This window comes from Streptomyces sp. NPDC031670 (assembly GCF_055580545.1).
In genome coordinates, this window is the sequence record NZ_JBVILC010000002.1 from 522,664 (window position 1) to 548,907 (window position 26,244).

Annotated in this window: 26 protein-coding genes; 8 read left to right on the forward strand and 18 right to left on the reverse strand. The window is 70.9% G+C overall.

The features are described from left to right. Positions 1–2: 2 nt before the first annotated feature. The gene (locus ACZ5ID_RS06410) at positions 3–881 is read right to left on the reverse strand and encodes a Cof-type HAD-IIB family hydrolase (protein ID WP_468893961.1); all 879 of its coding nucleotides are present in this window, start codon (positions 879–881) and stop codon (positions 3–5) included. Positions 882–1,152: 271 nt separating this feature from the next. Here ACZ5ID_RS06410 and ACZ5ID_RS06415 point away from each other — a divergent pair, with 271 nt between their 5' ends. After that, positions 1,153–2,049: an LLM class flavin-dependent oxidoreductase gene (locus ACZ5ID_RS06415; RefSeq protein ID WP_468893963.1), complete on the forward strand. Its 897-nt coding sequence runs from the start codon at positions 1,153–1,155 to the stop codon at positions 2,047–2,049. A gap of 66 nt (positions 2,050–2,115) precedes the next feature. Here ACZ5ID_RS06415 and ACZ5ID_RS06420 read toward each other — a convergent pair whose 3' ends face one another. From ACZ5ID_RS06420 to ACZ5ID_RS06430, 3 genes are all read right to left on the reverse strand, one after another. Beyond that, on the reverse strand, positions 2,116–2,577 hold the full coding sequence (locus tag ACZ5ID_RS06420) for a hypothetical protein (protein ID WP_468893965.1): 462 nt from the start codon (positions 2,575–2,577) through the stop codon (positions 2,116–2,118). A gap of 52 nt (positions 2,578–2,629) precedes the next feature. Then, a complete protein-coding gene (locus ACZ5ID_RS06425; RefSeq protein WP_468893967.1) occupies positions 2,630–3,184 on the reverse strand; it encodes an RNA 2'-phosphotransferase in 555 nt (184 codons plus the stop codon). A 102-nt stretch (positions 3,185–3,286) separates the two neighbouring features. Next, a complete protein-coding gene (locus tag ACZ5ID_RS06430; RefSeq protein ID WP_468893969.1) occupies positions 3,287–3,802 on the reverse strand; it encodes a PadR family transcriptional regulator in 516 nt (171 codons plus the stop codon). A gap of 109 nt (positions 3,803–3,911) precedes the next feature. Between ACZ5ID_RS06430 and ACZ5ID_RS06435 the strand changes: the two genes are divergently transcribed. Then, on the forward strand, positions 3,912–4,484 hold the full coding sequence (locus ACZ5ID_RS06435) for a hypothetical protein (RefSeq protein ID WP_468893971.1): 573 nt from the start codon (positions 3,912–3,914) through the stop codon (positions 4,482–4,484). Positions 4,485–4,540: 56 nt separating this feature from the next. Here ACZ5ID_RS06435 and ACZ5ID_RS06440 read toward each other — a convergent pair whose 3' ends face one another. The 4 genes from ACZ5ID_RS06440 to ACZ5ID_RS06455 form a co-directional block, all read right to left on the reverse strand. Next, positions 4,541–5,482 carry a MerR family transcriptional regulator gene (locus ACZ5ID_RS06440; protein ID WP_468894219.1) on the reverse strand — a complete coding sequence of 314 codons (942 nt, stop codon included), beginning with the start codon at positions 5,480–5,482 and terminating at the stop codon, positions 4,541–4,543. A 270-nt stretch (positions 5,483–5,752) separates the two neighbouring features. Continuing rightward, on the reverse strand, positions 5,753–6,682 hold the full coding sequence (locus tag ACZ5ID_RS06445) for a metal-dependent hydrolase (RefSeq protein ID WP_468893973.1): 930 nt from the start codon (positions 6,680–6,682) through the stop codon (positions 5,753–5,755). After that, positions 6,679–8,433: an SDR family oxidoreductase gene (locus ACZ5ID_RS06450; RefSeq protein WP_468894221.1), complete on the reverse strand. Its 1,755-nt coding sequence runs from the start codon at positions 8,431–8,433 to the stop codon at positions 6,679–6,681. Before ACZ5ID_RS06450 ends, ACZ5ID_RS06445 begins: the two co-directional genes overlap by 4 nt. 26 nt (positions 8,434–8,459) lie before the next feature. Beyond that, complete coding sequence (locus ACZ5ID_RS06455) at positions 8,460–9,308, reverse strand: M24 family metallopeptidase (protein ID WP_468893975.1); 849 nt, start codon at positions 9,306–9,308, stop codon at positions 8,460–8,462. Between the two features lie 269 nt (positions 9,309–9,577). Between ACZ5ID_RS06455 and ACZ5ID_RS06460 the strand changes: the two genes are divergently transcribed. The 5 genes from ACZ5ID_RS06460 to ACZ5ID_RS06480 all read left to right on the forward strand — a co-directional run bounded on the left by ACZ5ID_RS06460 (position 9,578) and on the right by ACZ5ID_RS06480 (position 14,011). Then, the gene (locus ACZ5ID_RS06460) at positions 9,578–10,624 is read left to right on the forward strand and encodes an ABC transporter ATP-binding protein (protein ID WP_468894223.1); all 1,047 of its coding nucleotides are present in this window, start codon (positions 9,578–9,580) and stop codon (positions 10,622–10,624) included. Between the two features lie 16 nt (positions 10,625–10,640). Next, positions 10,641–11,561, forward strand: coding sequence for an ABC transporter permease (locus ACZ5ID_RS06465; protein ID WP_468894225.1), 921 nt, complete (start codon positions 10,641–10,643; stop codon positions 11,559–11,561). Next, complete coding sequence (locus tag ACZ5ID_RS06470) at positions 11,558–12,469, forward strand: ABC transporter ATP-binding protein (protein WP_406551710.1); 912 nt, start codon at positions 11,558–11,560, stop codon at positions 12,467–12,469. The genes ACZ5ID_RS06465 and ACZ5ID_RS06470 overlap by 4 nt, the downstream gene beginning before the upstream one ends. A gap of 17 nt (positions 12,470–12,486) precedes the next feature. Then, positions 12,487–13,206 (forward strand): ABC transporter permease, encoded by a 720-nt coding sequence (locus ACZ5ID_RS06475; protein WP_468893978.1) that lies wholly within the window; start codon positions 12,487–12,489, stop codon positions 13,204–13,206. A 130-nt stretch (positions 13,207–13,336) separates the two neighbouring features. Further along, entirely contained in the window at positions 13,337–14,011 is a 675-nt protein-coding gene (locus tag ACZ5ID_RS06480; protein ID WP_468893980.1) for a rhomboid-like protein, read from the forward strand. A 122-nt stretch (positions 14,012–14,133) separates the two neighbouring features. Here ACZ5ID_RS06480 and ACZ5ID_RS06485 read toward each other — a convergent pair whose 3' ends face one another. The 9 genes from ACZ5ID_RS06485 to ACZ5ID_RS06525 all read right to left on the reverse strand — a co-directional run bounded on the left by ACZ5ID_RS06485 (position 14,134) and on the right by ACZ5ID_RS06525 (position 23,876). Then, complete coding sequence (locus tag ACZ5ID_RS06485; RefSeq protein ID WP_468893982.1) at positions 14,134–14,955, reverse strand: HAD family hydrolase; 822 nt, start codon at positions 14,953–14,955, stop codon at positions 14,134–14,136. Then, positions 14,952–16,241, reverse strand: a complete 1,290-nt coding sequence (serS, locus tag ACZ5ID_RS06490; protein ID WP_468893984.1) for a serine--tRNA ligase — start codon at positions 16,239–16,241, stop codon at positions 14,952–14,954. The genes ACZ5ID_RS06485 and serS overlap by 4 nt, the downstream gene beginning before the upstream one ends. 549 nt (positions 16,242–16,790) lie before the next feature. Next, on the reverse strand, positions 16,791–17,726 hold the full coding sequence (gene pheA, locus ACZ5ID_RS06495) for a prephenate dehydratase (protein WP_468893987.1): 936 nt from the start codon (positions 17,724–17,726) through the stop codon (positions 16,791–16,793). A gap of 50 nt (positions 17,727–17,776) precedes the next feature. Then, the gene (gene efeB / locus ACZ5ID_RS06500) at positions 17,777–19,060 is read right to left on the reverse strand and encodes an iron uptake transporter deferrochelatase/peroxidase subunit (RefSeq protein WP_468893989.1); all 1,284 of its coding nucleotides are present in this window, start codon (positions 19,058–19,060) and stop codon (positions 17,777–17,779) included. A gap of 23 nt (positions 19,061–19,083) precedes the next feature. Continuing rightward, the gene (locus tag ACZ5ID_RS06505) at positions 19,084–21,003 is read right to left on the reverse strand and encodes a copper resistance CopC/CopD family protein (RefSeq protein WP_468893992.1); all 1,920 of its coding nucleotides are present in this window, start codon (positions 21,001–21,003) and stop codon (positions 19,084–19,086) included. A gap of 22 nt (positions 21,004–21,025) precedes the next feature. Further along, positions 21,026–21,484, reverse strand: coding sequence for a copper chaperone PCu(A)C (locus ACZ5ID_RS06510; protein WP_468893994.1), 459 nt, complete (start codon positions 21,482–21,484; stop codon positions 21,026–21,028). Next, positions 21,481–22,137 carry an SCO family protein gene (locus tag ACZ5ID_RS06515; protein ID WP_468893997.1) on the reverse strand — a complete coding sequence of 219 codons (657 nt, stop codon included), beginning with the start codon at positions 22,135–22,137 and terminating at the stop codon, positions 21,481–21,483. Before ACZ5ID_RS06515 ends, ACZ5ID_RS06510 begins: the two co-directional genes overlap by 4 nt. 38 nt (positions 22,138–22,175) lie before the next feature. After that, positions 22,176–22,910 carry a YcnI family copper-binding membrane protein gene (locus ACZ5ID_RS06520; protein WP_468893999.1) on the reverse strand — a complete coding sequence of 245 codons (735 nt, stop codon included), beginning with the start codon at positions 22,908–22,910 and terminating at the stop codon, positions 22,176–22,178. Positions 22,911–23,027: 117 nt separating this feature from the next. After that, positions 23,028–23,876 carry a hypothetical protein gene (locus tag ACZ5ID_RS06525; protein WP_468894001.1) on the reverse strand — a complete coding sequence of 283 codons (849 nt, stop codon included), beginning with the start codon at positions 23,874–23,876 and terminating at the stop codon, positions 23,028–23,030. A 251-nt stretch (positions 23,877–24,127) separates the two neighbouring features. Between ACZ5ID_RS06525 and ACZ5ID_RS06530 the strand changes: the two genes are divergently transcribed. Continuing rightward, positions 24,128–24,592, forward strand: a complete 465-nt coding sequence (locus ACZ5ID_RS06530) for an ATP-binding protein (protein WP_406551722.1) — start codon at positions 24,128–24,130, stop codon at positions 24,590–24,592. Positions 24,593–24,733: 141 nt separating this feature from the next. Here ACZ5ID_RS06530 and ACZ5ID_RS06535 read toward each other — a convergent pair whose 3' ends face one another. Then, positions 24,734–26,200, reverse strand: coding sequence for an aminopeptidase P family protein (locus ACZ5ID_RS06535; RefSeq protein WP_468894004.1), 1,467 nt, complete (start codon positions 26,198–26,200; stop codon positions 24,734–24,736). Between the last annotated feature and the right edge of the window lie 44 nt (positions 26,201–26,244).

Here is a 26,244-nt window from a genome sequence, read left to right on the forward strand (position 1 = left end):
GTTCAGAGAGAGGCGAGGATCCGCTCGATGACGACCGCCACACCGTCGTCGTTGTTGGCGACCGTATGACCGGAGGCGGCTGCCACGACGTCGGGGTGGGCGTTGCCCATGGCGTACGAGGTGCCTGCCCAGGTGAGCATCTCGACGTCATTGGGCATGTCACCGAAGGCGACGACCTCGGAGGGGAGGATGCCGCGCTCGGCGCAGCACAGTTCGAGCGTGGACGCCTTGGAGACGCCGGGGCCGCTGATCTCCAGAAGGGCGGTCGGGCTGGACCGGGTGATCTCGGCGCGCGTCCCGACGGCCTTGCGGGCCAGCGCCAGGAAGTCGTCGGGCGGCAGCTCGGGGTGGTGGGCGAGCAGTTTGAGGATGGGCTCGGCGGCCGTGCCGGTGTCGGCGGCCAGCAGCTTCTCGGCGGGCGCGATACTGCTGGCGGCGTTCATCAGCATCGGCGGATAGGCCGACTCGTGGTGGAGCCCGCCGGTCTGCTCGACGGCGAAGGAGGTGCCTGGGACGGCTGCGCGCAGGATCGCGACGACGTCCATGGCGGCCGTGCGCTCCAGCGGGCGGACCTTGACGAACCGGTGCTCCGAAATGCCGTCGTGAAGATCGACCACGACAGCACCATTGCCGCAGATGGCCAGGCCGTGGCCCTGGACGTGATCGCTGACCACGTCCATCCAACGGACGGGGCGGCCCGTGACGAAGAAGACCTCGATGCCCGCCTTCTCGGCTGCGGCGAGCGCCGCGACCGTCCGCTCCGAGACGGATTTGTCGTCGCGCAGCAGCGTGCCGTCCAGGTCGGTCGCGATGAGCCGGGGGACGGCGGGGACTGGATGCTCGGCGGGGACGGGCTCGGTAGCTGAGGTCACAGATCCCATTGTCCCGTACACGGGTATACGAATGGGCGGGGTAGCGCACATGTGAGTGCGTGCTCTGAGGCGCACGGGGCGCAAGGGGCGCATGAGACGCCGACCGGCCCCCGGCCCCCGGCTCCCGGCTCCCGGCTCCCGGCTCCCGGCCCTCGGTTCTCTGCCGATCCTCTGTCGCCCCTGTGCCGGGTCCGCACGTGCCGCTCCCAGCGGGCCGTGTGACCAAGGGAGCAACCGCGGGACGCCGGGAGTGTCAGAGGCAGCCGTTAGTGTCGTAGCCATGCGTCTGAGCACTGTGATTCTCCCGGTACGCCGCTGGCACGACGGCGGTCGCGACGAGTGGCTGCGCGCCGAGGAGCTGGGCTTCCACACCGCGTACACCTACGACCACCTGTCCTGGCGGACCTTCCGCGACGGCCCGTGGTTCGGCGCGGTGCCGACGCTGACCGCCGCTGCCGCCGCCACCACGCGGATACGGCTCGGCACGCTGGTCACCTCGCCGAACTTCCGGCATCCGGTGACCCTCGCCAAGGACCTGATCACGCTCGACGACGTCTCGAACGGCCGGATCACCCTCGGGATCGGCGCCGGTGGCAACGGTTTCGACGCCACCGCTCTGGGCCAGCAGGCGTGGACGCCGCGCGAGCGGGCCGACCGCTTCGCGGAGTTCGTGCCGCTGCTCGACCGCCTGCTGACCGAGGACGCGGTGACGTCCGAGGGTGCCGCGTACTCGGCGGTCGAGGTGCGCAACATCCCCGGCTGTGTGCAGCGGCCCCGGCTGCCGTTCGCCGTGGCGGCGACCGGTCCGCGCGGCCTGAAGCTGGCGGCGCGGCACGGGCAGGCGTGGGTGACCACCGGCGACCCGAAGCTCTTCGAGACCGGCACGCCCGAGCAGTCGGTGGAGGCGATCCGCGGACAGATGAAGAAGCTCGGCGAGGCCTGTGACGACATCGGCCGCGACGTGGAGGAGCTGGACAAGATCCTGCTCACCGGCTTCACGCCGGAGCCCCGGCGGGTGCTGGAGTCGCTCGACGCCTTCGTGGACTTCGCGGGCAGGCACTTCGAGCTCGGAGTGACGGAGATCGTCCTGCACGCGCCGATCCCGGACTCGGACTTCGCCGCCGACCGGAAGGTGTTCGAGCAGATCGCGACGGAGGGACTGGCGCAGCTGCGCTGAGGCGGCGGTGGGGGGATCATGCCCCCGTTTCGCCTCCGCCGTCGTGCCCGTGTACGGCTCCTCGGTTCAGCTCTTGGGGCGTACGCGCCTGCTCAGCCAGGGCGAGAGCGTGCCGCCGAGGACCAGTTCCTTGTACGTCTCGTCACCGGGCAGCGGCACCACCAGCCACCACCCCGGCGGGAAGAAGCGGCCCTTGACGTACGCCAGGTCGCCGTAGACCGAGCGGAGAAACGCGGGCACGGCGTCGCGCGGCACGTCGTGGAACTCCACGCCGTCGACGGTGATCTTCGCGTCGTCCTCCGCGAAGAGCTGCACGGTGACCGCGGGCGAGCCGCCGAGCTCGACGAAGGCCTCGTGCGGAAGTGAGCCGTCCGGGTCCTGGACGGTGAACGCACCGGCCGACGTGCGCCGCGAGGACCGGTCGGCGCCTATGTCGTGGGTGACCTCGAAGGCGAGGTGGTGTGCGCGGGCGACCTCGTTGATCGCGGCGACGGCGCTCTCGGTGCTGGGAAGACGCGGGTGTGCCATGCCGTCGATCATCTCAGCCGAGGGCGCGGCCCGGCCGGTTCTTTCCGCACGCTCACTCGGGAAGGCGCAGGTACTCCGGCGGTACGGCGTCGGTCAGCCACACCCCGTTCGCGCTGATGTGGAAGACGTGGCCGTCGCGCCGCATCGCCGACGCGTCCACGCTCAGGACGACGGGACGGCCGCGCCGGGCGCCGACCCGTGTCGCCGTCTCGCGGTCGGCGGAGAGGTGCACATGGTGGCGGGCCATCGGCCGCAGCCCCTCGGCCCGGATCGCGTCCAGGCTGCGGGCCACGGTGCCGTGGTAGAGGTACGCGGGCGGTTCCGCGGCCGGGAGGCCCAGATCGACGGCGACGGTGTGGCCCTGACTGGCCCGAATACGGTCGCCCTCGATCGCGAAGCGGCGCTTGTCGTTGACGGCGACCACGTGGTCGAGCTCGGCGCGGGAGAGCGGGAAGTGGTGCGCAGCCGCCGCCCGCAGCAGGGCGTCGATGTCGACCCAGCCGTGCGGGTCGAGGGTGAGCCCGAGGCGTTCGGGCTGGTGGCGCAGGTGTTTCGACAGGTACTTGGACACCTTCACGGTGCGTCTGTCGTCCGGTGTTTCGGCCATGCCGTCAGGGTGCCGGGCGGCAAGCGGCCCGGCACCTCATTTTCTCCGCTTTCCGCGCTTCCCCTGCTGCGCACGATGCTGTTGTGACGCCAGCCCTCGCCGTCACGCCTTGAGTTGCTCCGCGGCCCAGCGTGCCCACTCCTCGTGCATCGCGCTGAGCCGCTTGCCGTATTCCAGGGCCAGTCGGCCGTGGACGGAGAGCGGGTCGTCGTCCCATTCGATCGAGGCCTCCGCCCGCTCCAGGCCGGCTCGCTGGCGGGAGGCCCGTTCGGCCTCGGTCAGGAGGTACGTCCGCGCCTCCAGCGGAGTGAGGAGGCCCAGGAAGAAGACGCGCAGGAGGGAGTCGCTGCGGCGGGTCCGCGACGGTTCGGTCTCGGTGAGCCAGTGGCGCAGCTCGGCCCGGCCCGGGTCGGTGATGGCGTACTCCTTGCGGCCCCGGGGGCCCTCGGCCGCCACCTCGACCAGACCGGAGTCGGAGAGCTTGCCCAGCTCGCCGTAGACCTGGCTCTGCGTCGCAGACCAGACGTGGGAGAGCGAGGTCTCGAACAGTTTCATCAGGTCGTAGCCGCTGGCGGGACGTTCGGCCAGCAGCCCCAGGACCGCGTGACGAAGGCTCATGTCCCTCACTCTACATTCCACTCTTGACACGTCAATCCAGGAACCTCTACCTTTGACATGTCGAAGTTGGAATGTGGAGCGGGCGAGAGCCCGATGAAGGGGGACTCCCATGAACTACCTGCGCGGATTCATTCCGTGGATCGTCTTCGCCGCCGTCGGCAGCGAGCACTGGCAGTGGGGCGCGGTCGCCGCTCTCGCCGTGGGCGCCTGGTTGTTCTCCGTCGACCGCAAGCGCGGCGCGACGGCCGACTCGCTGATCCTGGAGCAGTCGACCATCGCCTTCTTCGCGGTGCTGAGCGTGGTGGCCTTCGCGGCACCGGACAGCGGACTGCGGGAGTACGGCGGGGCGCTCGCCACCGGATGGCTGGCCCTGACCGCGTGGGCGACTCTGGCCGTCCGGCGGCCCTTCACCACCGGCATAGCCAAGCGGCAGGCGCCGCGCGAGCTGTGGAACAACCCGGTGTTCCTCCGTATCAACGTGGTGCTGACCGCCGCCTGGGCCGCCGCCTTCACCGTCACCGCCGTCGCGCTCGCCCTCGTCCATGTCGAGTCGCTGGGCAGCGCCGCCGCGATAGCCGTGCAGGTCGCCGGGTTCGCCGTGCCCGCCCTCTTCACCGCCAAGTACCCGGAGCGCGCCCGGCGCGCCGCGCAGGCCGCCAGAGTGAGCACGATCACCTCGTGATGACGGCCAGTGAGGTTTGATCCACAGACAAGTGCGGTTATCCACAGGGCCTGAGGCTAATCTGTGGACAAGTGGGCGCTCGCGAGAGCGTCCAACGTACGTGCCTGGACCTCCCGTTCTGTCGCCGCGGCGACGAAGGCGGCGACGTTCTCCGGACCGACCAGGGCCTGCACGGCCCGGACGGTGTGGGCGGGCAGGGTGACCGGCCCGGGATCGGGATCAACCGGGGCCGCCGGGGCCGTGGCACCGAGGTGGTGCTGCAGGTGCCGGGTGGCGAAGAGGCGCATGGCCCGCGCGAGTTCGGCGTCCACGGTCTGCTGGGCCAGCGGGCGCAGTCGGCGCACCAGACCTGCGGCCTCCGCCGCCTCCGCGTCGGTGGGTGGGCGGTGGCCCAGATAGCGGGCGAAGACGTGCTCGGTGGTGAAGTCGAGGAAGCGGGCCGCGATGTGTTCCACCTGGCCGCGCAGCTCCCGCAGATGCCCGGAGATGGCATCCAGGGGGACCCCGGCGGCGTGCAGCTCGGCGGCGACCGCCAGCTCCTGAGGGCTGGGGACCAGGAACTCGCGGTCATTGCCGGGGACGCGCTCCAGGATGCCCAGCTCGACCGCTTCGGCGACGGCCTCGTCGTCGGGCTCACCGCCGAAGGTGGCGTCGAGATCGTCCCGGGAGATCCGCACGGCCTCCTCGTCGGTCCAGGGCCCGCTGACCTCGGCGACCAGGCCGAGGACACCCCCGAGGCCGCGTCCCGCGTCCCAGGCCTCCAGAAGTTCCTTGATGGAGGCGAGGGTGTAACCGCGGTCGAGCAGATCGGCGATCTGGCGCAGCCGGGCCAGGTGGGTCTCGCCGTACACATTGGACCGGCCGCGCCGTTCGGGCCTGGGCAGCAGGCCCCGGTCCTGGTAGGCGCGGATCGTGCGGACCGTGGCGCCGCTCGCATGGGCCAGGTCCTCGATGCGGTACTCGCAGGAGGAAGGGGAGGGAAGGGGGTGCGGCGCCACCTGCTGCGGCGCGGGCTGAGCCGCCCGCTGGGCCGGCACCGCGGCCGGCCCCGGAGTGCCGGCCGACCCACCTGTCCCCGTCGACCCGCCCGACGCCTTGGACTCACGCGGCCCCGTGGACCCGCCCGGCCCCGTGGACCCGCCGCCCGGCCCCGTCACCCCGCCCGGCACCGTCACCCCGCCCGGCGATGTCGACCCATTCGACGCCGTCGCCGCACCCCGTGCGGCCGATGGCTGTGTTGCTGGCTGCCCGGACAAAACTGTCTCCCTCTACCCCAGGGCGGCGCGGCCCACCGCACCCGCTGCCGCACGGGCCGCCGGCGAGGTCGCGAGATATTCGACGGCCTTGCGCAGGGAGCCCTCCTGCGAGGGATGGTACGACCGCCGGAAGTAGCGGGGTATGGCCGCGCCGAGCTCCTTCCAACTGGGCAGCAGTCCGCGCCGTACGGCCCGGTTGTGCTCGCGCAGCGAGTAGCGAAGACGCCCGGCCAGCTGAGGATCGTGACGGATCAGATAGGAGGTGCCCCACGCCCACAGCCAGAGCAGCACCGGGGCGACCACCGCCATGCCCTCCAGTCGGCGGGCGTAGCGGGGCAGGCCCTCCCCGCCGCAGTGCTGGTACATGTCGAAGGCGACCGCGCGGTGCTCGACCTCCTCGGCGCCGTGCCAGCGCAGCAGGTCGAGCATGACCGGGTCCGAACCGGCCCGGTCGAGGGCCTCGGCGTGCAGCACCCAGTCCCCCAGCACCGCCGTGAACTGCTCGATCGCGGCGATCAGCGAGAGCCGGAAGCGCAGCCACTCCCCAGGCGGTATCGGCGCGCCGAAAGGAGGCCGCTCACCGAGGAGGACATCGAAGAGGAACTCGACACGGCGGGTGTAGGGCTCGGTGTCGAGGCGCTGCTCGGCGAGGTGGTCGAGGACATGGGCGTGCTGGACGCTGTGGGTGGCTTCCTGGCCCATGAAGCCCTTGACGTCCTTGAGCAGCACCGGGTCGGTGACCAGCGGCAGTGCTTCCTTGAAGACCTTCACGAACCAGCGCTCGCCCGCCGGAAGGAGCAGATGCAGGACGTTGATGACATGGGTGGCGGTGGGCTCGTCCGGTATCCAGTGCAGAGGGGTCCCGCGCCAGTCGAACGAGACGCGGCGCGGGGTGATCCCGTAGTGCTGCGGCTCCTTGTCCTCCAGGCGCTCGGTGCTCACAGCGGGGGCTCCAGCCGGGCGATCGCGCGCAGGGTGCGGGGCGCGAAGCGGGACATCAGGTGGGCGCCGCGCGCCTCGGGCGTCACCGGGACCACGGCCTGGTTCTTCACCACCGCGCGCAGGATCGCCGTGGCGACCTTCTCCGGCGGGTAGTTGCGCAGGCCGTACAGCCGGGCGGACTTCCTCTGGCGGCGCTTCTCCTCGGACTCGTCGGCCCCGACGAAGCGGGCGGTGGAGGTGATGTTGGTGTTGACGAAGCCGGGGCAGATGGCGCTGACACCGATGCCCTGGCCGGCGAGTTCGGCGCGCAGGCACTCGCTGAGCATCAGCACCGCCGCCTTCGTGGTGGAGTAGGCGGGCAGTGCCTTGGAGGGCTGGTAGGCGGCGGCCGAGGCGGTGTTGACGATATGGCCGCCCTGGCCTCGGTCGGCCATCTGCTTGCCGAAGATCCGGCAGCCGTGGATGACGCCCCACAGATTGACGTCGAGGACCTTCTTCCAGTCCTCGGTGGTGGTGTCGAAGAACGAGCCGGAGAGGCCGATGCCGGCGTTGTTCACCAGGACGTCGACGATGCCGTACTCGGCGGCGACCCGCTCGGCGAGCTTCTCCATCGCCTGCTCGTCGCTGACGTCGACCGTCTCGGCCCAGGCCTCGGGGGCGCCGATGAGCCGGGACATGTCGGCGGTCCGGGCCGCCCCCTCCGCGTCCCGGTCCACGGCGACGATCCGCGCCCCGGCCTCCGCGAACGCGAAGGCGGTGGCCCGGCCGATGCCGCTGGCCGCGCCGGTGACCAGGACCAGCTGCCCGCCGAAGCGGTCCGCGTACGGGCCGGTGGCGACGGTGTCCTTGGCCGGGACGCCGTCCTCGTTGGCGGTGACGAACTCGGTGATCCAGGCGGCCAGCCGGTCGGGGCGGGTGCGCGGGATCCAGTGCTTGGCGGGCAGGGTGCGGCGGACCAGTTGGGGAGCCCACAGCTCCAGGTCGTCGTAGAGCCGCTCGGAGAGGAAGGCGTCACCGGTCGGCGTGATCAGCTGCACCGGCACATGCGCGTACGCGTCGGCGCGGGGGTGGCGCAGCCGGGCCCGGATGTTGTCCCGGTAGAGCCAGGCGCCGTGTGCCGCGTCCTGGGGGAGGGAGGCCGTGGGGTAGTCGCCGCAGGGGACCTTCTCGACCCGTTCGAGGATCCTCGGCCACCGCTTGCCGAGCGGGCCGCGCCAGGCGAGCTCGGGGAGCACGGGCGTGTGCAGCATGTACACGTACCAGGACTTGGCTCCCTGGCCGAGGAGCTGGCCCACCCGGCGCGGGGTCGGCCGGGTCATCCGGTTCTTGATCCAGTGGCCGAAGTGGTCGAGGGACGGGCCGGACATCGAGGTGAAGGAGGCGATCCGGCCCTCGGTGCGCTTGACCGTGACGAACTCCCAGGCCTGGACGGACCCCCAGTCGTGGCCGACCAGGTGCACCGGACGGTCCGGGCTCACCGCGTCGGCGACCGCCAGGAAGTCGTCGGTGAGCTTCTCCAGGGTGAAGCCCCCGCGCAGCGGGACCGGAGCGGTCGAGCGGCCGTGGCCCCGTACGTCGTACAGCACGACGTGGAAGCGCTCGGCCAGCCGGACGGCGACCTGGGACCAGACCTCCTTGCTGTCCGGATACCCGTGGACGAGCACCACGGTCGGCTGCTCCGGGTCGCCGAGTTCGGCGACGCACAGCTCGATGCCTCCCGTGCGCACCCAGCGCTCGCGCGCGCCCTCCATGCCGTTGTCCGCCCGTTCTCCCACGCTCACGCCGCCTTCTCCTCGGCCCAGCGCCGCACATGCGGCAGGTCGTCGTCCAGCCAGAACGCGCTCTGTTCGGGGTCCTTGGAGTCGGTGACGACCAGGATCTCCTCGAACTTCGCGCCCGTACCCCGGAATCCGAGGTGCGGCTCGACCGCCCACAGCCCCGGCCGGGGCGGGTGGTCGGAGAACTTGTAGGGGCTCCACAGCGGCGACCAGCCGTCGCGGTGGCCGTGCAGGGCGTCGCTCGCCAGGCCCTTGAGGGCCTGGGTGCCGAACCCGAAGAGGTTCGGCGACCAGCGGCGCTCCTTGACCTGGCCGATCTTGTGGGCGATCACGCCGAACGGGTAGGCCCGATGGCGGTTGGCATAGCCCTGGCGGACCATGAGGCGGTCCACGTCCTCGTAGATCTCGCGCAGTGGCCGCCGTTCGCGGACCTCGCGCAGGATGAGCTCGCGGTGCGCCTCCAGATCGGCGAGGAGCCGGTCGTGCACCGGGTTGAGGCCCAGACAGCCCGAGTAGCCGATGTCGGCCGTGAAGCCCTTGTGGACCGGGGCCATGTCGAGGATGAACGGCATCCCAGCCTCCAGCCGCCGGTTGGTGGGGAAGAACTGGAGTGGGACACGGAAGTTCACGAACGCCGTGCGGTCCCCGAACCAGGCGAATGGCAGATGGAACCAGTCCCGCACCCCGCGCTCGCGCAGCCAGTCCCGCTGCATCCGGGCCGCCTCGCGCTCCGTCACACCCGGCTTGAGCTGCGCCGCGACGGCCTCCGCGCACTCGTAGGCGAGCCGCTGCACTTCCCTGAACCCGTCGAGCCGCGTGTCGGGCCCCGTACTGACCGCCGTTGGCATCGCGCCCACACCCCTGTCGCCGTACGCGTGCGTAACTTGACACTGATGAATGTGACAATGCCCGGCGGCTACGTCAAGGGTTCCGGCCCCGCCTGTGGATGACCGAGGCGTTGTGGACAACCCCGTGACCCGTTCGTCGGCGTGTCCCTGATGCCCGTCCCTCTTCCGTAGGGGGCACCTAGGGGCACGTACCTCTGGAGTCGGACACCGATCCAGCCGCCTGGTCTGACGATCGGTGTGGCCTGCGCCACTACCGTCGAAGTGTGAATGTGATCGCGACCGAAAGCCTGAGCAAGCGGTTCCCCCGGGTGACCGCGCTTGACCGGCTCTCCCTGGACATCGGGCCCGGTGTGACCGGCCTGGTGGGTGCCAACGGAGCCGGCAAGTCGACGTTGATCAAGATCCTCCTGGGCCTCTCCCCGGCCACGGAGGGCACCGCCGCGGTGCTCGGACTCGACGTGGCCACCAGCGGCGGGACGATCCGCGAACGCGTCGGATACATGCCGGAGCACGACTGCCTGCCGCCCGATGTCTCGGCCACCGAGTTCGTCGTGCACATGGCGCGGATGTCGGGCCTGCCGGTGACCGCCGCGCGCGAGCGCACCGCCGACACCCTGCGCCACGTGGGCCTCTACGAGGAGCGGTACCGGCCGATCGGCGGCTACTCGACCGGTATGAAGCAGCGCGTCAAGCTCGCGCAGGCGCTCGTCCACGACCCCCAGCTGGTCCTGCTGGACGAGCCGACCAACGGCCTCGACCCGGTCGGCCGCGACGAGATGCTCGGTCTGATCCGCCGTATCCACACCGACTTCGGCATCTCCGTCCTGGTCACCTCGCACCTCCTGGGCGAGCTGGAGCGCACCTGCGACCACGTGGTGGTCATCGACGGCGGCAAGCTGCTGCGGTCCAGCTCCACCAGCGACTTCACCCAGACCACCACCACCCTCGCCGTCGAGGTCACCGACTCCGACACCCACCCGGACGGCGCCGAGGCCGTGCGCGGCGCGCTCGTCGCGGCCGGTGTCACACTCCACGCGGGCGTGGAGGAGGGCCTGCCGGGTGCCGGGCACATCCTGCTCGTTGAGGCGGCTGGCGAGGAGACGTACGACGTGGTGCGCGACACCGTCGCCGGGCTCGGCCTCGGGCTCGTGCGGATGGAGCAGCGCCGGCACCACATCGCCGAGGTCTTCAAGACCCCGGCGCAGGCCGCGGCGCCGGCCTCCGAGCGCGCCGCCGCTGTGTTCGATCAGCGGCCTCCCGCCGCGGGGGCGACCGCCGCCGCACAGCAGAACGGAGGCGGCAGCCATGGCAGCTGAGACCGCAGGGACGCGGATGACACAGAACCAGCCGGGCCGGAACCACTCCAGCCCGAACCAGGCGGCCCAGACCCAGATCCACAACATCGGCTACCGCGGCTACGACGGCCCGCGCCTGGGCCGGGCGTACGCACGGCGCTCGCTCTTCTCGCAGTCGCTGCGCGGGGCGTACGGACTGGGCCGCAGCGCCAAGTCCAAGGTGCTGCCGATGCTGCTCTTCGCGGTGATGTGCCTGCCCGCGGCCATCATGGTCGCGGTCGCCGTCGCCACCAAGGCCAAGGACCTCCCGGTGGACTACACGCGCAACGCGATCCTGATGCAGGCCGTCATCGGCCTGTTCATCGCCGCGCAGGCCCCCCAGACCGTCTCGCGCGACCTGCGCTTCCGGACCGTGCCGCTGTACTTCTCGCGCCCCATCGAGCGCGTGGACTACGTACTGGCGAAGTTCGCGGCCATGGCCTCGGCGCTGTTCATCCTCACGGCGGCGCCGCTCGTCGTGCTCTACGTGGGCGCGCTGCTCGCCAAACTCGACTTCGCGGACCAGACCAAGGGGTTCGCACAAGGACTGGTCTCCGTGGCACTGCTTTCGCTGCTGTTCGCCGGCATCGGCCTGGTGGTCTCGGCGCTCACCCCGCGCCGCGGCTTCGGCGTCGCGGCCGTCATCGCGGTGCTGACCATCTCCTACGGGGCGGTCTCCGCGATCCAGGGCGTCGCCTTCGACCAGCAGTCCACGGGGGCCATCAAGTGGTTCGGGCTCTTCTCCCCCATCACGCTCATCGACGGGGTGCAGACCGCCTTCCTCGGCGCGACCTCGGCCTTCCCGGGGCGTGAGGGACCGGGCACCGGGGCAGGCGCGGTCTATCTACTCGTCGTCCTCGCGCTGATCGCCGGCTCCTGCGCCGTCCTGATGCGCCGTTACCGGAAGGTCGGGCTGTGACGACCATCGACATCGACCACACCTCCCGCTGGTTCGGCAACGTGGTGGCCGTCAACGACGTCACCATGTCGATCGGCCCCGGCGTGACCGGACTGCTCGGCCCCAACGGCGCAGGGAAGTCCACCCTCATCAACATGATGGGCGGCTTCCTCGCCCCCTCGACGGGAAGCGTGACGCTCGACGGGCGCCCCATCTGGCGCAACGAGGAGGTCTACCGGCAGATCGGCATCGTCCCCGAGCGGGAGGCGATGTACGACTTCCTGACCGGGCGCGAATTCGTCGTCGCCAACGCCGAACTGCACGGGCTGGGGGCGAAGGAGGCCCAGCGGGCGCTCGCCACGGTCGAGATGGAGTACGCGCAGGACCGCAAGATCCAGACGTACAGCAAGGGCATGCGCCAGCGCGTGAAGATGGCGTCCGCGCTGGTCCACGAGCCGTCGGTGCTGCTGCTCGACGAGCCGTTCAACGGCATGGACCCGCGTCAGCGCATGCAGCTGATGGATCTGCTGCGGCGGATGGGCGCCGAGGGCCGCACCGTCCTGTTCTCCTCGCACATCCTTGAGGAGGTCGAGCAGCTCGCCGCGCACATCGAGGTGATCGTGGCCGGGCGGCACGCGGCGAGCGGTGACTTCCGCAAGATCCGCCGGCTGATGACCGACCGGCCGCACCGCTATCTGATCCGCTCCAGCGACGACCGCGCGCTCGCCGCCGCGCTGATCGCCGACCCCTCGACGGCCGGGATCGAGGTCGACCTGAAGGAGGGCGCGCTGCGCGTCCAGGCCGTCGACTTCGGGCGGTTCACGACCCTGCTCCCGCAGGTCGCGAAGGCGCACGGCATCCGTCTGCTGACGGTCTCACCGTCCGACGAGTCGCTCGAATCCGTTTTCTCCTACCTCGTAGCGGCCTGAAAGGAGCTGTGAGCGTCATGTACAACCCCACAGTCGCCCGGCTCACCTACCGGGCCCTGCTCGGCCGCCGCCGGGCCGCCATCCTCTGCGTGCTGCCGGTGCTGCTGATCGTCATCGCGGCGGCGGTACGGTCCTTCAGCGGCGCCGACGACCAAGTGACCGCCAACCTCCTGGGCGGCTTCGCGCTGGCCACCATGGTCCCGTTGATCGGCGTCATCGCGGGCACCGGAGCCATCGGGCCGGAGATCGATGACGGCTCGATCGTCTATCTGCTGGCCAAGCCGGTGAAGCGGCCGACGATCATCTTCACCAAACTGATCGTGGCGATCGCGGTGACCATGGTCTTCTCGGCCGTTCCCACCTTCGTCGCCGGAATGATCCTCAACGGCAACGGCCAGCAGATCGCCGTCGCCTACACGGTCGCGGCCCTGGTCGCCTCGATCGCGTACGCCGCGGTCTTCCTGCTCCTGGGCACGGTCACCCGGCACGCGGTGGTCTTCGGCCTGGTCTACGCGCTGGTCTGGGAGAGCCTGTTCGGCAACCTGGTCCCGGGCGCGCGCACGCTCAGCGTCCAGCAGTGGTCGCTCGCCCTCGCCGAGCGGATCGGTACGAACGGCTTCATCACCTCGGACGTGGGCCTGCCCGCGGCGGTCGTCCTGCTGAGCGCGGTCACGGTCCTGGCGACCGGGTACGCGGGCCAGAAGCTGCGGACGCTGAAGCTCGCCGGGGAGGAGTGAGCCGCGGCGGCTGAGGTCCGGGCGCCGCCCGGCCGGACAGGACCCGCGGGTCTCCGGCCGGGCGCCGCCCGTTCGTCCACCCGCTCCGCCGCCCGTGCCCTCCCCGGCCGCTTCGGGCCATCATCGAGGGATGACGACGCTTCGCGGTCCGGGCACGCGACGGCCCCCCGAGCCGGCCCGGCCGGTGCGGGCCTGGGTGCGCTCCTCGCCGGGGACGCACATCTGGCTGCTGGTCATCGCGCTCACCAGCATCGTCATCGAGCTGTCCAGCCGGGACCTCGAGCGCTATCTGCTCCACCGCAACAGCAGCAACATCCACGAGCTCACCAAGCACCCCGCACAGTCGCTGTTCACCAGCGCCTTCTGGATCGAGAACCCGTCCTCGTTCCTGCTGTACCTGGTCCTCTTCGAGCTCGTGCACGCGCCCGTGGAGCGCTGGATCGGAACGGTGCGGTGGGTGCTCGCGGTCGCGGGCGCGCATGTCGCGGCCACGCTGGTCAGCCAGGAGGTGGTGCTGTGGAGCATCCGCAACCACGAGGTGCCCAAGCGGATGGTGCATGTCGTGGACATCGGGGTCAGCTACGGGCTCGCCGCCTCGGCGGGGCTGCTGGTGTACCGGCTGCCGCGGCCGTGGCGGTGGCTCTACCTCGCGTGCGTGGTCGCGTTCTTCGGCGTCCCGCTGCTGACCGGGGGCACTTTCACGGACATCGGGCACGCCGTCTCACTGGCCATCGGGCTGGCCTGCTGGCCGCTGACCAGAGGTAAATCACTGGCCTCGAACGGACGTGCGGTGCACAGTGGTTGAGGGCCCCAGGGCGACCGCTTCGAGCGCGCCACGGCGCGGGTCACCTTGGGGTACGGGGATCGGTAAGGGGCGTCCGCCTATGGCGGACGCCCCTTACATCTGCCCGAGACACCTGCCCGGGCTCACAGACCCAGCAACTGCTCCAGCACCACGGCGATCCCGTCGTCGTCATGGGACGCCGTGATCTCGTGGGCGACGGCCTTCAGCTCGTCGTGGGCGTTGGCCATGGCCACCCCGTGCTCGGCCCAGGCGAACATCGGGATGTCATTGGGCATGTCGCCGAACGCGATGGTGTCCGTCTTGCGGCAGCCCAGCCGGCGCGCCGCCAGCGACAGTCCCGTCGCCTTGCTCAGGCCCAGCGGAAGCAGCTCCACCACGCCCTCACCCGCCATGACCACGTCGACCAGACTGCCGACGACCTGGCGGGCGATCCGCGCCAGATCGTCGTCGCCGAGCTCCGGGTGCTGGATGTAGACCTTGTTCAGCGGCGCCGACCACAACTCGCCGACCTGGTCGAAGGCGACGACCGGCAGCGGCCCCTCATGGACCCGGTAGCCGGGGCCGACCAGCACCTCGCCGTCGAGCCCGTCCCGGCTCGCGGCCAGCGCCAGCGGGCCCACCTCGGCCTCTATCTTCGACAGCGCGAGCCCCGCCAGCTGGCGGTCCAGCGTCACCGAGGTGAGCAGCCGGTGCTCGCCCGCGTGGTAGACCTGCGCGCCCTGGCCGCACACCGCGAGGCCCCGGTAGTCCAGGTCGTCCAGGATGTGCCGGGTCCACGGCACCGCGCGGCCGGTCACCACGATGTGGGCCGCGCCCGCCGCGGTGGCCGCGGCGAGCGCCTCACGGGTGCGCTGGGAGACCGTCCCGTCGGAGCGCAGCAGCGTCCCGTCCAGATCGGTCGCGATCAGCTTGTACGGGAGGGGCTTTCCCGGGGCGGTACTCACTTGGCGAGGGGCTCCAGCACCTCGCGGCCACCCAGGTACGGGCGGAGCACGGCCGGGACCCGCACCGAGCCGTCGGCCTGCTGGTGGTTCTCCAGGATCGCCACGATCGTGCGCGGCACCGCGCAGAGCGTGCCGTTCAGCGTGGCCAGCGGCTGCACCTTGCTCTTGCCGTCGCTGTTGTCGCGCATCCGCACGGACAGCCGGCGGGCCTGGAAGCCGTCGCAGTTGGAGGCCGAGGTCAGCTCGCGGTACTTGCCCTGGGTGGGGATCCACGCCTCGCAGTCGTACTTGCGCGAGGCCGAGGCGCCGAGGTCACCGGTGGCCACGTCGATCACCTGGAAGGGCAGTTCGAGGCCGGTCAGCCACTGCTTCTCCCAGTCCAGCAGCCGCTTGTGCTCGTTCTCGGCGTCGTCCGGGTGGACGTACGAGAACATCTCGACCTTGTCGAACTGGTGGACGCGGAAGATGCCCCGGGTGTCCTTGCCGTACGTACCGGCCTCGCGGCGGAAGCACGGCGAGAAGCCCGCGTAGCGCAGCGGCAGCTTCTCCGCGTCGATGATCTCGTCCATGTGGTACGCGGCGAGCGGGACCTCGGAGGTGCCGACCAGGTAGTAGTCGTCCTTCTCCAGGTGGTACACGTTCTCCGCGGCCTGGCCGAGGAAGCCGGTGCCCTCCATGGCGCGCGGGCGGACCAGCGCGGGGGTGAGCATCGGGATGAAGCCGGCCTCGGTGGCCTGCGCGATCGCCGCGTTGACGAGGGCGAGCTCCAGGAGCGCGCCGACACCCGTCAGGTAGTAGAAGCGCGAGCCGGAGACCTTGGCGCCGCGCTCGACGTCGATGGCGCCGAGCGCCTCGCCGAGTTCGAGGTGGTCCCGGGGGGCGAAGCCCTCGGCCGCGAAGTCGCGGATGGTGCCGTGCGTCTCCAGGACGACGAAGTCCTCCTCGCCGCCGACCGGCACGTCCTGGTGGACGATGTTGCCGAGCTGGAGCAGGAGCTGCTTGGCCGCCTCGTCCGCCTCGTTCTGCTCGGCCTCGGCGCTCTTGACGTCGGTCTTGAGCTGCTCGGCCTTCTGCAGGAGCTCGGCGCGCTCCTCGGGCGAGGCCTTGGGGATGAGCTTGCCGAGCGCCTTCTGCTCGGAGCGCAGCTCGTCGAAGCGGACGCCGGACGACCTGCGCCGCTCGTCGGCTGAGAGCAGGGCGTCGACGAGCGCGACGTCCTCTCCACGGGCGCGCTGGGAGGCGCGAACACGGTCGGGGTCCTCACGGAGCAGGCGAAGGTCAATCACCCCTCAAGGCTACCGGTGCGGATCCCTGGCACCCCACCGGATATCCCCGCCACACCCGTTCCGCGTGTCGGTTTGCCCGAATTGACCGTATTGGGAAATCTGGTGGAGAAATTCAGGGGCGGGCGTCAATGAGCTCGCCCTTTTCCCTGAAAAGGGGTGCTTTCCGGACTTCGGTTGACCGGATTCCCTTGCCTCCCAAGGAACTTGTCCACAGAGGCATGGGGGTCGGAAAAGTTATCCACAGGCTGTGGGGAGTAGCTGTGGATCGGCGGCAAAGATCTATTCCCTGCCGCGTGAGGGCCCAAGGATTCCCCGTTCGATCCTTCTCCACACACTCTTTCGGGTGGGAATTGCTCGCTCTAAAGAGTTGATCAATGGAATTGAGGTGACATCGCCCGCCCTGGACTTCTGTGGGCGGATGGGTCATCGCTAGAGGTATTTGTCGACTCTGTCCGGTTGTGTTGTCGACTTACCCACAGGTCGAGAAGACAGCCTGTGGATAACTCTGTGGACAGTGAAAATCAGCAGGTAGGACCGGCCGGGCAGAGCTCAGGCCCGGCCGTCCTGGCTGCGCGCCAGCCACTCCGCCGCCGCCACGAACTCGGCGTCCGAGGTCCCCGGCCGCAGGGTCCGCACCTTGTCCACGGTCACCCCCGCGCGCGGGTAGGAGCCGAGGAAGCGCACCTTCGGGCAGATCCGCTTCAGCCCCATCAGCGCCTCACCCACGCGCCGGTCCGAGATATGACCCTCGGCGTCCACCGCGAAGCAGTAGTTGCCGATGCCCGCGCCGGTCGGCCGGGACTGGATGAGCATCAGGTTGACCCCGCGTACGGCGAACTCCTGGAGCAGTTCGAGCAGCGCGCCCGGACGGTCGTCGCCCAGCCAGATCACCACCGACGTCTTGTCCGCCCCGGTCGGCGCCGCGGGCCGGGCCGGGCGGCCCACCAGGACGAACCGGGTCTCGGCGTTCTCCGCGTCGTGGATCTCGGTGACCAGCGGCTCCAGACCGTATGTCGCCGCCGCGAACTCGCCCGCGAACGCCGCGTCGAACCGGCCCTCCTGGACCAGACGGGCGCCGTCCGCGTTGGAGGCGGCCGACTCCCACAGCGCCTCGGGCAGATGCGTGCGCAGCCAGTTGCGCACCTGCGGCTGGGCCACCGGGTGCCCGGTCACCGTCTTGATGTCGGACAGCTTCGTCCCGGGCCGCACCAGCAGCGCGAACGCGATCGGCAGCAGCACCTCGCGGTAGATCATCAGCGGCTCGCCCGAGGCCAGCTCGTCCAGGGTCGCGGTGACCCCGCCCTCCACCGAGTTCTCGATCGGCACGAGCGCGGCGGCGGCCTCCCCGTTGCGTACCGCGTCGAGCGCGGCGGGCACGGACACCATCGGGACCAGCTCACGGGTCGCCGCCTCCGGCAGCGTGCGCAGGGCGGCCTCGGTGAAGGTGCCTTCGGGACCCAGATAGGTGTATCGCGTGGCGGACATACTCGTCACCCTAATGGCCCGCCGCCACCGGCGAGGGCCCTCCGATGGGGTCAGGACTCCAGCAGCAGCTGGCCCACGTACTCACCCGCGCGCGGTCCGCCGGGCACCGCGAACAGGCCGCTCGCCTCGTGCCGGATGAACGCCGACAGCGCGTCGCCCCGGTCGAGCTTGCGCTGCACGGGGACGAAGCCGCGCAGCGGATCGGCCTGCCAGGCGATGAACAGCAGGCCCGCGTCCGGTACGCCGTCCGCCGAGATCCCGTCGTGGTACGAAAAGGCGCGCCGCAGCATCGCCGCGCCGCCGTTCTGCTCAGGGGCGGAGATACGGGCGTGCGCATTGTCCGGGATGACGAGCTTGCCGTCCGGGCCGAACTTGTCGAGCTGCATCGCGGTGGTCTCGGTACCCCCCGAAAGAGGGGCGCCGTCCGCCTTCCTGCGGCCGATCACCTGCTCCTGCTGGGCGAGCGGCACCTTCTCCCAGTCGTCGAGCAGCATCCTGATCCGGCGCACCACCGCGTACGAGCCGTTCGCCATCCAGGCCGGCTTACCGCTGTCCGGGACGAAGATCCGCTTCTCGAAGTCGGGGTCGGAGGGCTTCGGGTTGCCGGTGCCGTCGATCTGGCCCATCAGATTGCGGGCCGTCATCGGCTTCGCCGTGGCGCCGGGCGTCCGGTTGAAGCCGTTCATCTGCCAGCGCACCCGGGCCGCCGCGCCCGCGTCCTTCTGGAGCGCGCGCAGTGCGTGGAAGGCCACCAGGGGGTCGTCCGCGCCGATCTGCACCCACAGATCTCCGTTGGAGCGCCTGGCGTCCAGCCGGTCGGAGGAGAAGTCCGGCAGCGGGTCCAGCTCGGCCGGGCGCTGCGCCACCAGGCCCGTACGGTCGAAGAAGGTACGGCCGAAGCCGAAGGTGACGGTGAGCGAGGAAGGGCCGGCGTCCAGCGCGATCCCGGTGTCCGATCCTGTCGGCTCCCCGGCCATCAGCGCCTTCGCCGTCGCCGACCAGCGCCGCAGCAGCGCCGCCGCCTCCTTGCGTCCGGCGCCGGGGGCGAGATCGAAGGCGATCAGATGGCCGCACGCCTGAACCGGAGTGGCGATCCCCGCTTGATGTTTCACGTGAAACGCGACCTCGGCGGCACCGACCGAGGACAGTGCGGGGCCCTGGGACCCGTCCGACTCGACCGCGGCGTGGACGAGCGCGCCGCCCGTCGCGCCCAGCGCGACACCGGCCGCACCCGCTGCCCCCACCGTGCCGAGGAGGCGCCGGCGGGTCAGCTCCGCGGGGGCGTCGGCGCTCCGGGCGCGGTCGTCGATCTGGTCCGACACGGAGTCGGTCATGTGGTCGGTCATGTGTTCCGTACTCAGCCGATCTTGATGTTCTTGTCGACGGTGACCTGGTCGATGTCGGAGGTCCGCACGGTCACGGACACCTTCCAGTCACCCGCCATCGGGAGCTGCACAGCGCTCGCGCTCCAGTGTCCCCGGGTGATGCGTTCGGGCGCGACGGGCAGCGGGCCGATCGCCTTGGCGGTCAGGGTGAACGCGACCTTCACCTCGGCCGCGTCCAGCGGCTTGGCCTCGGCGTCGTCCGTCCACACATGCAGCTCGTTGGCACCGGTGCGGCCCGGGTCCAGGGTGAGGCGGACCGTGCCCTTGCCGTTCTTGCCGCCGGTGTCGAAGGGGATGCGGACGCTGATCGGCCGGTCCGGCACGGCCACCTGGCTCGTCGTCTGGGCGGCGGCAGCGGCCTCCTGTGTCCGCCCCGGCTCGGTCGACGACAGGATCGTCGCCACGGCGAGCACCGCCACCGCGACCCCGGCCTCGGTGAGCACCGAGCGCCGCAGCCCCGAGCGCTGCGGGTCGGCGTCGCGGATGCGCTTCTCGCGCGCCACCGTGATGGCCGCCCGCTGGCGGGCCAGCTGCTGGGCGCGCTTGCGGTCGGCCGGGCCGGTGGCGTCGTCCGGCACGCTCACCGGCTCGGGCTCCTCGGCGGACCCGGCCAGCTCCTCGACGACCGTGGCCGCCTCGGCCTCGGGGGCCGCGTGCTCGGTGAGCTGCCCCGTCCAGCGGCGCGAGACGTACGCGGCGGACAGCAGTACGGCGATCAGCCCGCCCTTGACGAGCAGCAGCTGGCCATAGCCGGTCCCGGTCAGCGCGGACCAGGAGCCGACCTGCCGCCACGCCTGGTAGAGGCCGGTCGCCACCAGGACGCACACGCTCCAGAACGCGATCCGGGAGAACCGCCGCACCGCCGCACGCTCCACCGCGGGCGTCAGGTGCAGCGCCACCAGCAGGGTCGCGAGCCCGCCCAGCCAGGTCGCCATGGACAGCAGGTGCACCACCGCGACGGGCATCGCCAGCGCGGTCTGGATGCCGGTCGAGGCGTGCTCGGCGAGCGCCCAGGTGGCGGCGATGCCGGCGGCCACCACGAACCCGCCGACGGCGAGCCCGTAGGTGAGGTCCTTCTTCTCCTCGTCCTCGCGCTTGGCGAAGGCCCCGAACAGTACGGAGATGAAGAGCGCGGCGGCGCTCAGCAGCAGCAGCCGGGAGCTGAGCGCGGCACCCGACTTGGTCTGCAGGACCGCCTTGAGCCCGTCGAGGTCGAAGGCGTCCGAGAGCTGCCCGGAGCCGGTGTAGGGGGTGCGCAGGAGCAGCAGCGCGATGGTGGCGGCGGTCATCGTCAGCCAGCCGCCGACGACGAGGCGCTGCACCGGGCGCACCGAGGCGCCGCGCTGCCAGCAGGCGAGGACGAAGGCGCCGCCGCCGGTGAAGAGGATGAAGCCGGCGTACGCGGCGTAGCGCATGGTGTCGTACAGCGTGCCCACCAGACCGCCGCCGACGTCCGGGGATGACAGCGAGACGCTGGTCGCGGAGGGGGCGCCGATGGAGAACGTGAAGGCGCCCGCGACCGGGTGGCTGTCGGCCGAGACGGCCTGCCAGGCCACCGTGTAGGTGCCCTTGGGCACCCCGTCGCGCAGGGTCACTCCGTACTTCACGACGGAGCCGCTGCACAGGTTGAGCAGTTCGCCGGTGTCGGCGCGCTTGCCGGTCGGGTCGAGGACCCGGATGGACTTGTCGTCCATGGCGACCTGCTCGGAGAACGTGATGTCGACGTCCTTGGGGGCGGTGGCGACCACCGACCCGTCCTTCGGGTTGGTCGCGGTGACCGCGGCGTGCGCCGAGGCGGGGGCCGCGGTCGCGAACACCGCGCCGAGCAGGGCTGCGGCTACGAGCAGCAGCCGGGCCAGGGCGGTTCCGAAGCGTGGGGCGGTGGCCGTCATCGTCTGTTCAGTCCCTCATCCCTCAGTGGTGCTTCGGGTTGTAGGTGGTTTCCTTGACCGGCAGTTCGGCCTTGACCAGGCCGGCCTTCTCGAAGTGCAGCTCGATGGAGACCTTCTCGCCCTGCTTGGGCTTCTTCTTCAGACCCATGAACATGATGTGGCTGCCACCGCGTTCGAGGTCCAGCTCGCCGCCGGCCGGGATGTCGAAGGACTTCACCTCCCGCATCTTCTGGTTCTTCGTCTCGTGGATCGTGACGTCGTCGGCGAGGGGGCTGGTGACCTTGGTGAGCTTGTCGGCGGCCTTGCCCTCGTTCTTCACGACGAGGAAGCCGCCGGCCATGTCCGCGTTGACCGGCTCGGGCATGAACGCCTGGCCGATCTTCAGGTCGGACCCGGCGTCGGAGCTGCTCGACGAGCAGCCCGCCAGTGCGAGGCCCGCGGTCAGGGCTATCGCGGCGGCGAGGGTGGTGCGGCGGTTCACGGGTTCTCTCCAAGAATGATCTTCGGCAGGTCCTTGGTGTAGTCCTCCGCGGTGGCGGTGTCGCCGTACAGGACGTACCCCTGGTCGGTCTTCGGCGAGAAGGCGATGACCTGGGCGCCGTGCATGGACACGACCTTCCCGTTCTTGTCCTTCGTCGCCGGGTCGATACCGATGCCGATCGAGCGGGCCCCGGCCTGGATGGTCGGGAAGTCACCGGTCAGACCGATGAACGACGGGTCCTGCGCCCTGAGCCACTTGCCGAGGGAGTCGGGGGTGTCCCGCTCGGGGTCGGTGGTCACGAAGACGACCTGGAGCTTGTCCTGGTCGGCCTTGGGCAGGCGCTTCTTGGCGATGGCGATGTTGCTCATCGTCAGCGGGCACACGTCGGGGCAGTTGGTGTAGCCGAAGTAGATGAGGGTCGGCCTGCCCTTGGTCCGCTCACGGAAGTCGAACTTCTTGCCCTGGGTGTCGGTCAGGACGAAGTCCGGCTTGGTGAACGGCCGGTCGAGCACGGTGCCGGCCTTGTTGCTGGTGTCGGCGGAGACATCGGTGACGGGGCTCTTGGCCTTGTCGTCGCTGCCGCCGCACGCGGTCAGGGTCAGTGCCGCCGCCACCGCGAACGCGATGGCGGCCGGCACGTACTTGGTGCGCATGGGGGAAGTTTCCGGTCGCAGGGAGGGGCGTGGCGGGATTACGCGGCCCGGCGGCGCACCGCGAACGCGGCGAAGGCCACCCCGAGCACGCCGATGGCGATGCCCACGATGCCCAGGGCGCGCGCGGTGTTGTCGCTGTCCTTGGAGTCCGAGGAGGCCTCGGCCTTCTTGTCGTCGTGCCCGGCCATGTCGTCCTTCTTGTCGTCGGACGCGGGCGCGGCACCGCCGTGGTGGTCGGCGGAGGCGGCGGAGAGCGTGAGCACCGGCGCCGGGTTCGCCGGCTCCTCGGCGCCCTCCTTCTGATCCTCGATCCAGCGGACGGTCTCGCCGTTGCTGTACGTCTGGACGGCCTTGAAGACGAGCTTGTCGGTGTCGGTGGGCAGCGGTCCGACGGAGAGCGGGAACTTCTGGAAGTAGCCGGACTCGATCTTGCCGCCGCTCCAGGTCACCTTGGTGACGGCCTCGTTGATCTGCTTGCCGTGCACGGTCAGCGGCTTGTCGAGCTTGGACTTGGTGACCTCGACGGTCCAGCCCGGCAGGGCCTCGGGCTGCACGGACGCCAGCGGGTGGTCGGCCGGGAAGCTGACCTCCAGCTTCACAGTCTGGGCGTTGTCGCGCTCGTTGGGCACCTTGAAGTCGACGACGGCGTAGCCGCCCTTCGAGGCCGCGCCCTCGGGCTGCACGCTGACGTGCGCGAAGGCCGGACCGGCCAGCATCAGTACGGACGAGGCGGCGACGGCACCGGCGACGGCGACACGGCGGGAGACGTTCATGGCTGGGAGACTCCAGTCAGCAGGAAGGTGGGTGACGACGGTCCGGGGCGCGGATGCGCGCGGACCCCGCGGACCACTCCTGGGACGGGTGTCGTCTCCGTGACGAAGTGGGCCGCGTCAGACTGCGAGGGCGTACGCCGAGGGCGGCCCGCGCCTGATCACCGAGTGCTGGAGTGCCTCCCCGGCCGGCGGCAGGGGGGCGGCGAAACGGGCCGGCGCAAGGGCGGGGCCGTGGCCGGGAGCCCCGGGCAGACCGGCCAGCAGGGCCCGTACGAAGGCGACCGCGGCGCGCAGCGAGCGGGCGCAGGCCCCTTCGGCCGCCGAGGTGGCGGCCTGGGCCGAGAGCCGGACCAGTGCGAAGAGCGCGGCCTCGCCGCGCCGCAGCAGCCAGCCCGTCAGCAGCGCGGCCAGCAGATGGCCGAGCAGCATGGGAAGCGAGGGGAGCAGTCCGGCCAGGACGCCATGCGCCGAGACAGAACCGGTCATCCCGGGCATTTGGGTCATGCCCGTCATGGACTCGTGCGGGGTGGGGGCGGCCCCCGAAGGCGGGCGCAGGCCCGCCTCGGTGACGATCCGTCGCGCGTCCGAGGCCGTCAGCCGGGCCGTCGCGGCCGGGCCGCAGACCAGCTTGGCGGCGAGCCGCAGCAGGGAGACGTCCCCGGTGGGACCGGCGCCGGAGGCGGCGGCCGTGTGCTGGCCGATGCCGAACAGCGAGTGCAGGGCGAGCTGTCCGGCGGCCAGGGCGCCCGCGATGGACGGCAGCGCGCGCTCCCGGCCGGCGAGTGACGCGGCGACCGCGAAGACCCCGAGGAACCCGGCGAGCAGCGTCCACCAGGGGACGGTCGCGCAGGCGGCCAGGGTGTGCCCGAGCGCGGACAGCACGACGCAGACCGCGGCGAAGAGCGCGGCCCTCAGCAGCCGGAGACCGGCGCCTGCGTCGGTGTGTCGGGTGTGTCGGGCAGACATGGCGGGGCCATCATCGCACCAGCCCTGCCCGCCCCGTACGGCAGGTCCACAAGGTGCCGTATTCCTGTGATGATCACATCCGTCCCCGGGTGTCCGGAAACCGGACGGGTGAGCGAGTGCCGCGTCCATACACCGGCGACGGGAGCGCACACATCCGCCGAATGAGCGCTATCCCGTCAAGTCCGTGCTTACGGAGCGGGGGTTGCGGCAATACGTAGGGGTATGTCGAGCCGCAACCAGGAGGCCGGAGCATGAGCATCTGGTGGTCACTCCATTTGCGGCGCGAGGCCGCGAGCGTCCCGCTCGCACGTCGTCTACTGCTCGGCACCATGGAGACCGCGGGCGTCGATCCGGACATCTCCTACGACCTCTCGGTCGCACTCGGCGAAGCGTGTGCGAACGCGGTCGAACATGGAGGGGACGAAGGATCCGGCACCTCGGCGGCGTACCGGGTGACCGCGTATCTGGATGGCGAGAAATGCCGTATCGAGGTCGCCGACTCGGGGCCGGGCTTTCCCGTACGACGAGGCCGTCGCACCGCAGCACGGATGAACAGCACGTTGGGCGCCACCATGGCGGAGCACGGCAGAGGGCTCTGCCTGATCGAACAGCTCGCCGACCACGTCCACTTCGGCAACCGGCCGGGCAGAGGCGCCGTGGTGAGCTTCGACAAGATCCTGAAATGGCGTGAAGGTGCCCTCCTCCACGCCTCGTGACGTCGCCCCGGCGGCGGTGGACGCGGTCCGGCCGCTCCCCGCGCACGGGGAGCGGCCGGACCGGCCGCGACACGCACGTATACGCGGGACCGGCGCGGGAGCGCGCTCGCGCGTACTACGTACGTAGTGAGGCTCCGGGCGTCAGCCCTGCTTGACGCGGGCCATCCACGCCTCGACCTCGTCGGACCGGCGGGGCAGCGAGGCGGACAGGTTCTCGTTGCCGTCCTCGGTCACGAGGATGTCGTCCTCGATCCGCACGCCGATGCCGCGGTACTCCTCGGGCACGGTCAGGTCGTCGGCCTGGAAGTAGAGCCCCGGCTCGACGGTCAGGCACATACCGGGCTCCAGGTCGCCCGCGACGTAACTCTCGGTGCGCGCGGCGGCGCAGTCGTGGACGTCCATCCCGAGCATGTGGCCGGTGCCGTGCAGGGTCCAGCGGCGCTGGAGGCCGAGCTCCAGGACCTTCTCCACGTCCAGGTCGCCGCAGAGGCCCCACTCGACGAGCTTCTCGGCCAGGACGCGCTGGGCGGCGTCGTGGAAGGCGCGGTAGGGGGCGCCCGGCCGGACCGCGGCGATACCGGCCTCCTGGGCCTCGTACACCGCGTCGTAGATCTTCCGCTGGAGCGGCGAGAACGTGCCGTTGATCGGCAGCGTGCGCGTCACGTCGGCGGTGTACAGCTCGTTGGTCTCGACACCGGCGTCGAGCAGGAGCAGCTCGCCCGCGCGCACGGCGCCGTCGTTGCGCACCCAGTGCAGGGTGGTGGCGTGCGGTCCGGCCGCGCAGATCGAGCCGTAGCCGATGTCGTTGCCCTCGACGCGGGCGCGCAGGAAGAACGTTCCCTCGATGTAGCGCTCGCTGGTCGCCTCGGCCTTGTCGAGCACCTTGACGACGTCCTCGAAGCCGCGCGCGGTGGCCTCGCAGGCCTTGCGCAGCTCGGCGACCTCGAAGGCGTCCTTCACCAGACGCGCCTCCGACAGGTACACCCGCAGTTCCTCGTCGCGCTCGGCGGTGACCTTGTCGGCGAGCGCCGCCTCGATGCCGGCGTCGTGGCCGCGGACGGCGCGGACCGGCCCGGTGGCCTCCTTGAGCGCGGCGGCCAGCTCGCGGACGTCCTTGGCCGGAATGCCGAGCAGCTGCTCGGCCTCGCTCAGCGAGTGGCGCCGGCCGACCCACAGCTCGCCCTGGCCGTCCAGCCAGAACTCCCCGTTCTCCCGGTCGGAGCGCGGCAGCAGATAGACGGTCGCCTCGTGCCCGTCACCCCTGGGCTCCAGGACCAGCACACCGTCCTGGGTCTGGTCGCCGGTGAGGTACGCGTACTCGGTGGAGGCCCGGAAGCTGTACTCGGTGTCGTTCGAGCGGGTCTTCAGGTTGCCCGCGGGGATCACCAGGCGCTCGCCGGGGAAGCGCGCGGAGAGCGCGGCGCGCCGGTCGGCGGTGTGCGCGGCCTGGGCGATCGGCTCCAGTCCGTGGAGCTCGGTGTCGGCCCAGCCGGACTTCATGTTCTCGGCCAGCTCGTCGGACACGCCCGGGTACAGGCCGTTCTTGCGCTGCTTGATCGGCTGCTCTTCCGACTCTTCCGGGGTCTCCGGGGTGAGCTGCTCGGCCACGGTCTGCCTCCACTTAGTACGACACTGGACCTCCGTCCATCGTA

Excerpts from the sequence above, each read along its gene's own strand:
- ACZ5ID_RS06410 (WP_468893961.1), bottom strand. The coding sequence starts at position 881 with ATGGGATCTGTGACCTCAGCTACCGAGCCCGTCCCCGCCGAGCATCCA.
- ACZ5ID_RS06415 (WP_468893963.1), top strand. The coding sequence starts at position 1,153 with ATGCGTCTGAGCACTGTGATTCTCCCGGTACGCCGCTGGCACGACGGC.
- ACZ5ID_RS06420 (WP_468893965.1), bottom strand. The coding sequence starts at position 2,577 with ATGGCACACCCGCGTCTTCCCAGCACCGAGAGCGCCGTCGCCGCGATC.
- ACZ5ID_RS06425 (WP_468893967.1), bottom strand. The coding sequence starts at position 3,184 with ATGGCCGAAACACCGGACGACAGACGCACCGTGAAGGTGTCCAAGTAC.
- ACZ5ID_RS06430 (WP_468893969.1), bottom strand. The coding sequence starts at position 3,802 with ATGAGCCTTCGTCACGCGGTCCTGGGGCTGCTGGCCGAACGTCCCGCC.
- ACZ5ID_RS06435 (WP_468893971.1), top strand. The coding sequence starts at position 3,912 with ATGAACTACCTGCGCGGATTCATTCCGTGGATCGTCTTCGCCGCCGTC.
- ACZ5ID_RS06450 (WP_468894221.1), bottom strand. The coding sequence starts at position 8,433 with ATGGAGGGCGCGCGCGAGCGCTGGGTGCGCACGGGAGGCATCGAGCTG.
- ACZ5ID_RS06455 (WP_468893975.1), bottom strand. The coding sequence starts at position 9,308 with ATGCCAACGGCGGTCAGTACGGGGCCCGACACGCGGCTCGACGGGTTC.
- ACZ5ID_RS06465 (WP_468894225.1), top strand. The coding sequence starts at position 10,641 with ATGACACAGAACCAGCCGGGCCGGAACCACTCCAGCCCGAACCAGGCG.
- ACZ5ID_RS06475 (WP_468893978.1), top strand. The coding sequence starts at position 12,487 with ATGTACAACCCCACAGTCGCCCGGCTCACCTACCGGGCCCTGCTCGGC.
- ACZ5ID_RS06480 (WP_468893980.1), top strand. The coding sequence starts at position 13,337 with ATGACGACGCTTCGCGGTCCGGGCACGCGACGGCCCCCCGAGCCGGCC.
- pheA (WP_468893987.1), bottom strand. The coding sequence starts at position 17,726 with ATGTCCGCCACGCGATACACCTATCTGGGTCCCGAAGGCACCTTCACC.
- efeB (WP_468893989.1), bottom strand. The coding sequence starts at position 19,060 with ATGACCGACTCCGTGTCGGACCAGATCGACGACCGCGCCCGGAGCGCC.
- ACZ5ID_RS06505 (WP_468893992.1), bottom strand. The coding sequence starts at position 21,003 with ATGACGGCCACCGCCCCACGCTTCGGAACCGCCCTGGCCCGGCTGCTG.
- ACZ5ID_RS06515 (WP_468893997.1), bottom strand. The coding sequence starts at position 22,137 with ATGCGCACCAAGTACGTGCCGGCCGCCATCGCGTTCGCGGTGGCGGCG.
- ACZ5ID_RS06520 (WP_468893999.1), bottom strand. The coding sequence starts at position 22,910 with ATGAACGTCTCCCGCCGTGTCGCCGTCGCCGGTGCCGTCGCCGCCTCG.
- ACZ5ID_RS06525 (WP_468894001.1), bottom strand. The coding sequence starts at position 23,876 with ATGTCTGCCCGACACACCCGACACACCGACGCAGGCGCCGGTCTCCGG.
- ACZ5ID_RS06530 (WP_406551722.1), top strand. The coding sequence starts at position 24,128 with ATGAGCATCTGGTGGTCACTCCATTTGCGGCGCGAGGCCGCGAGCGTC.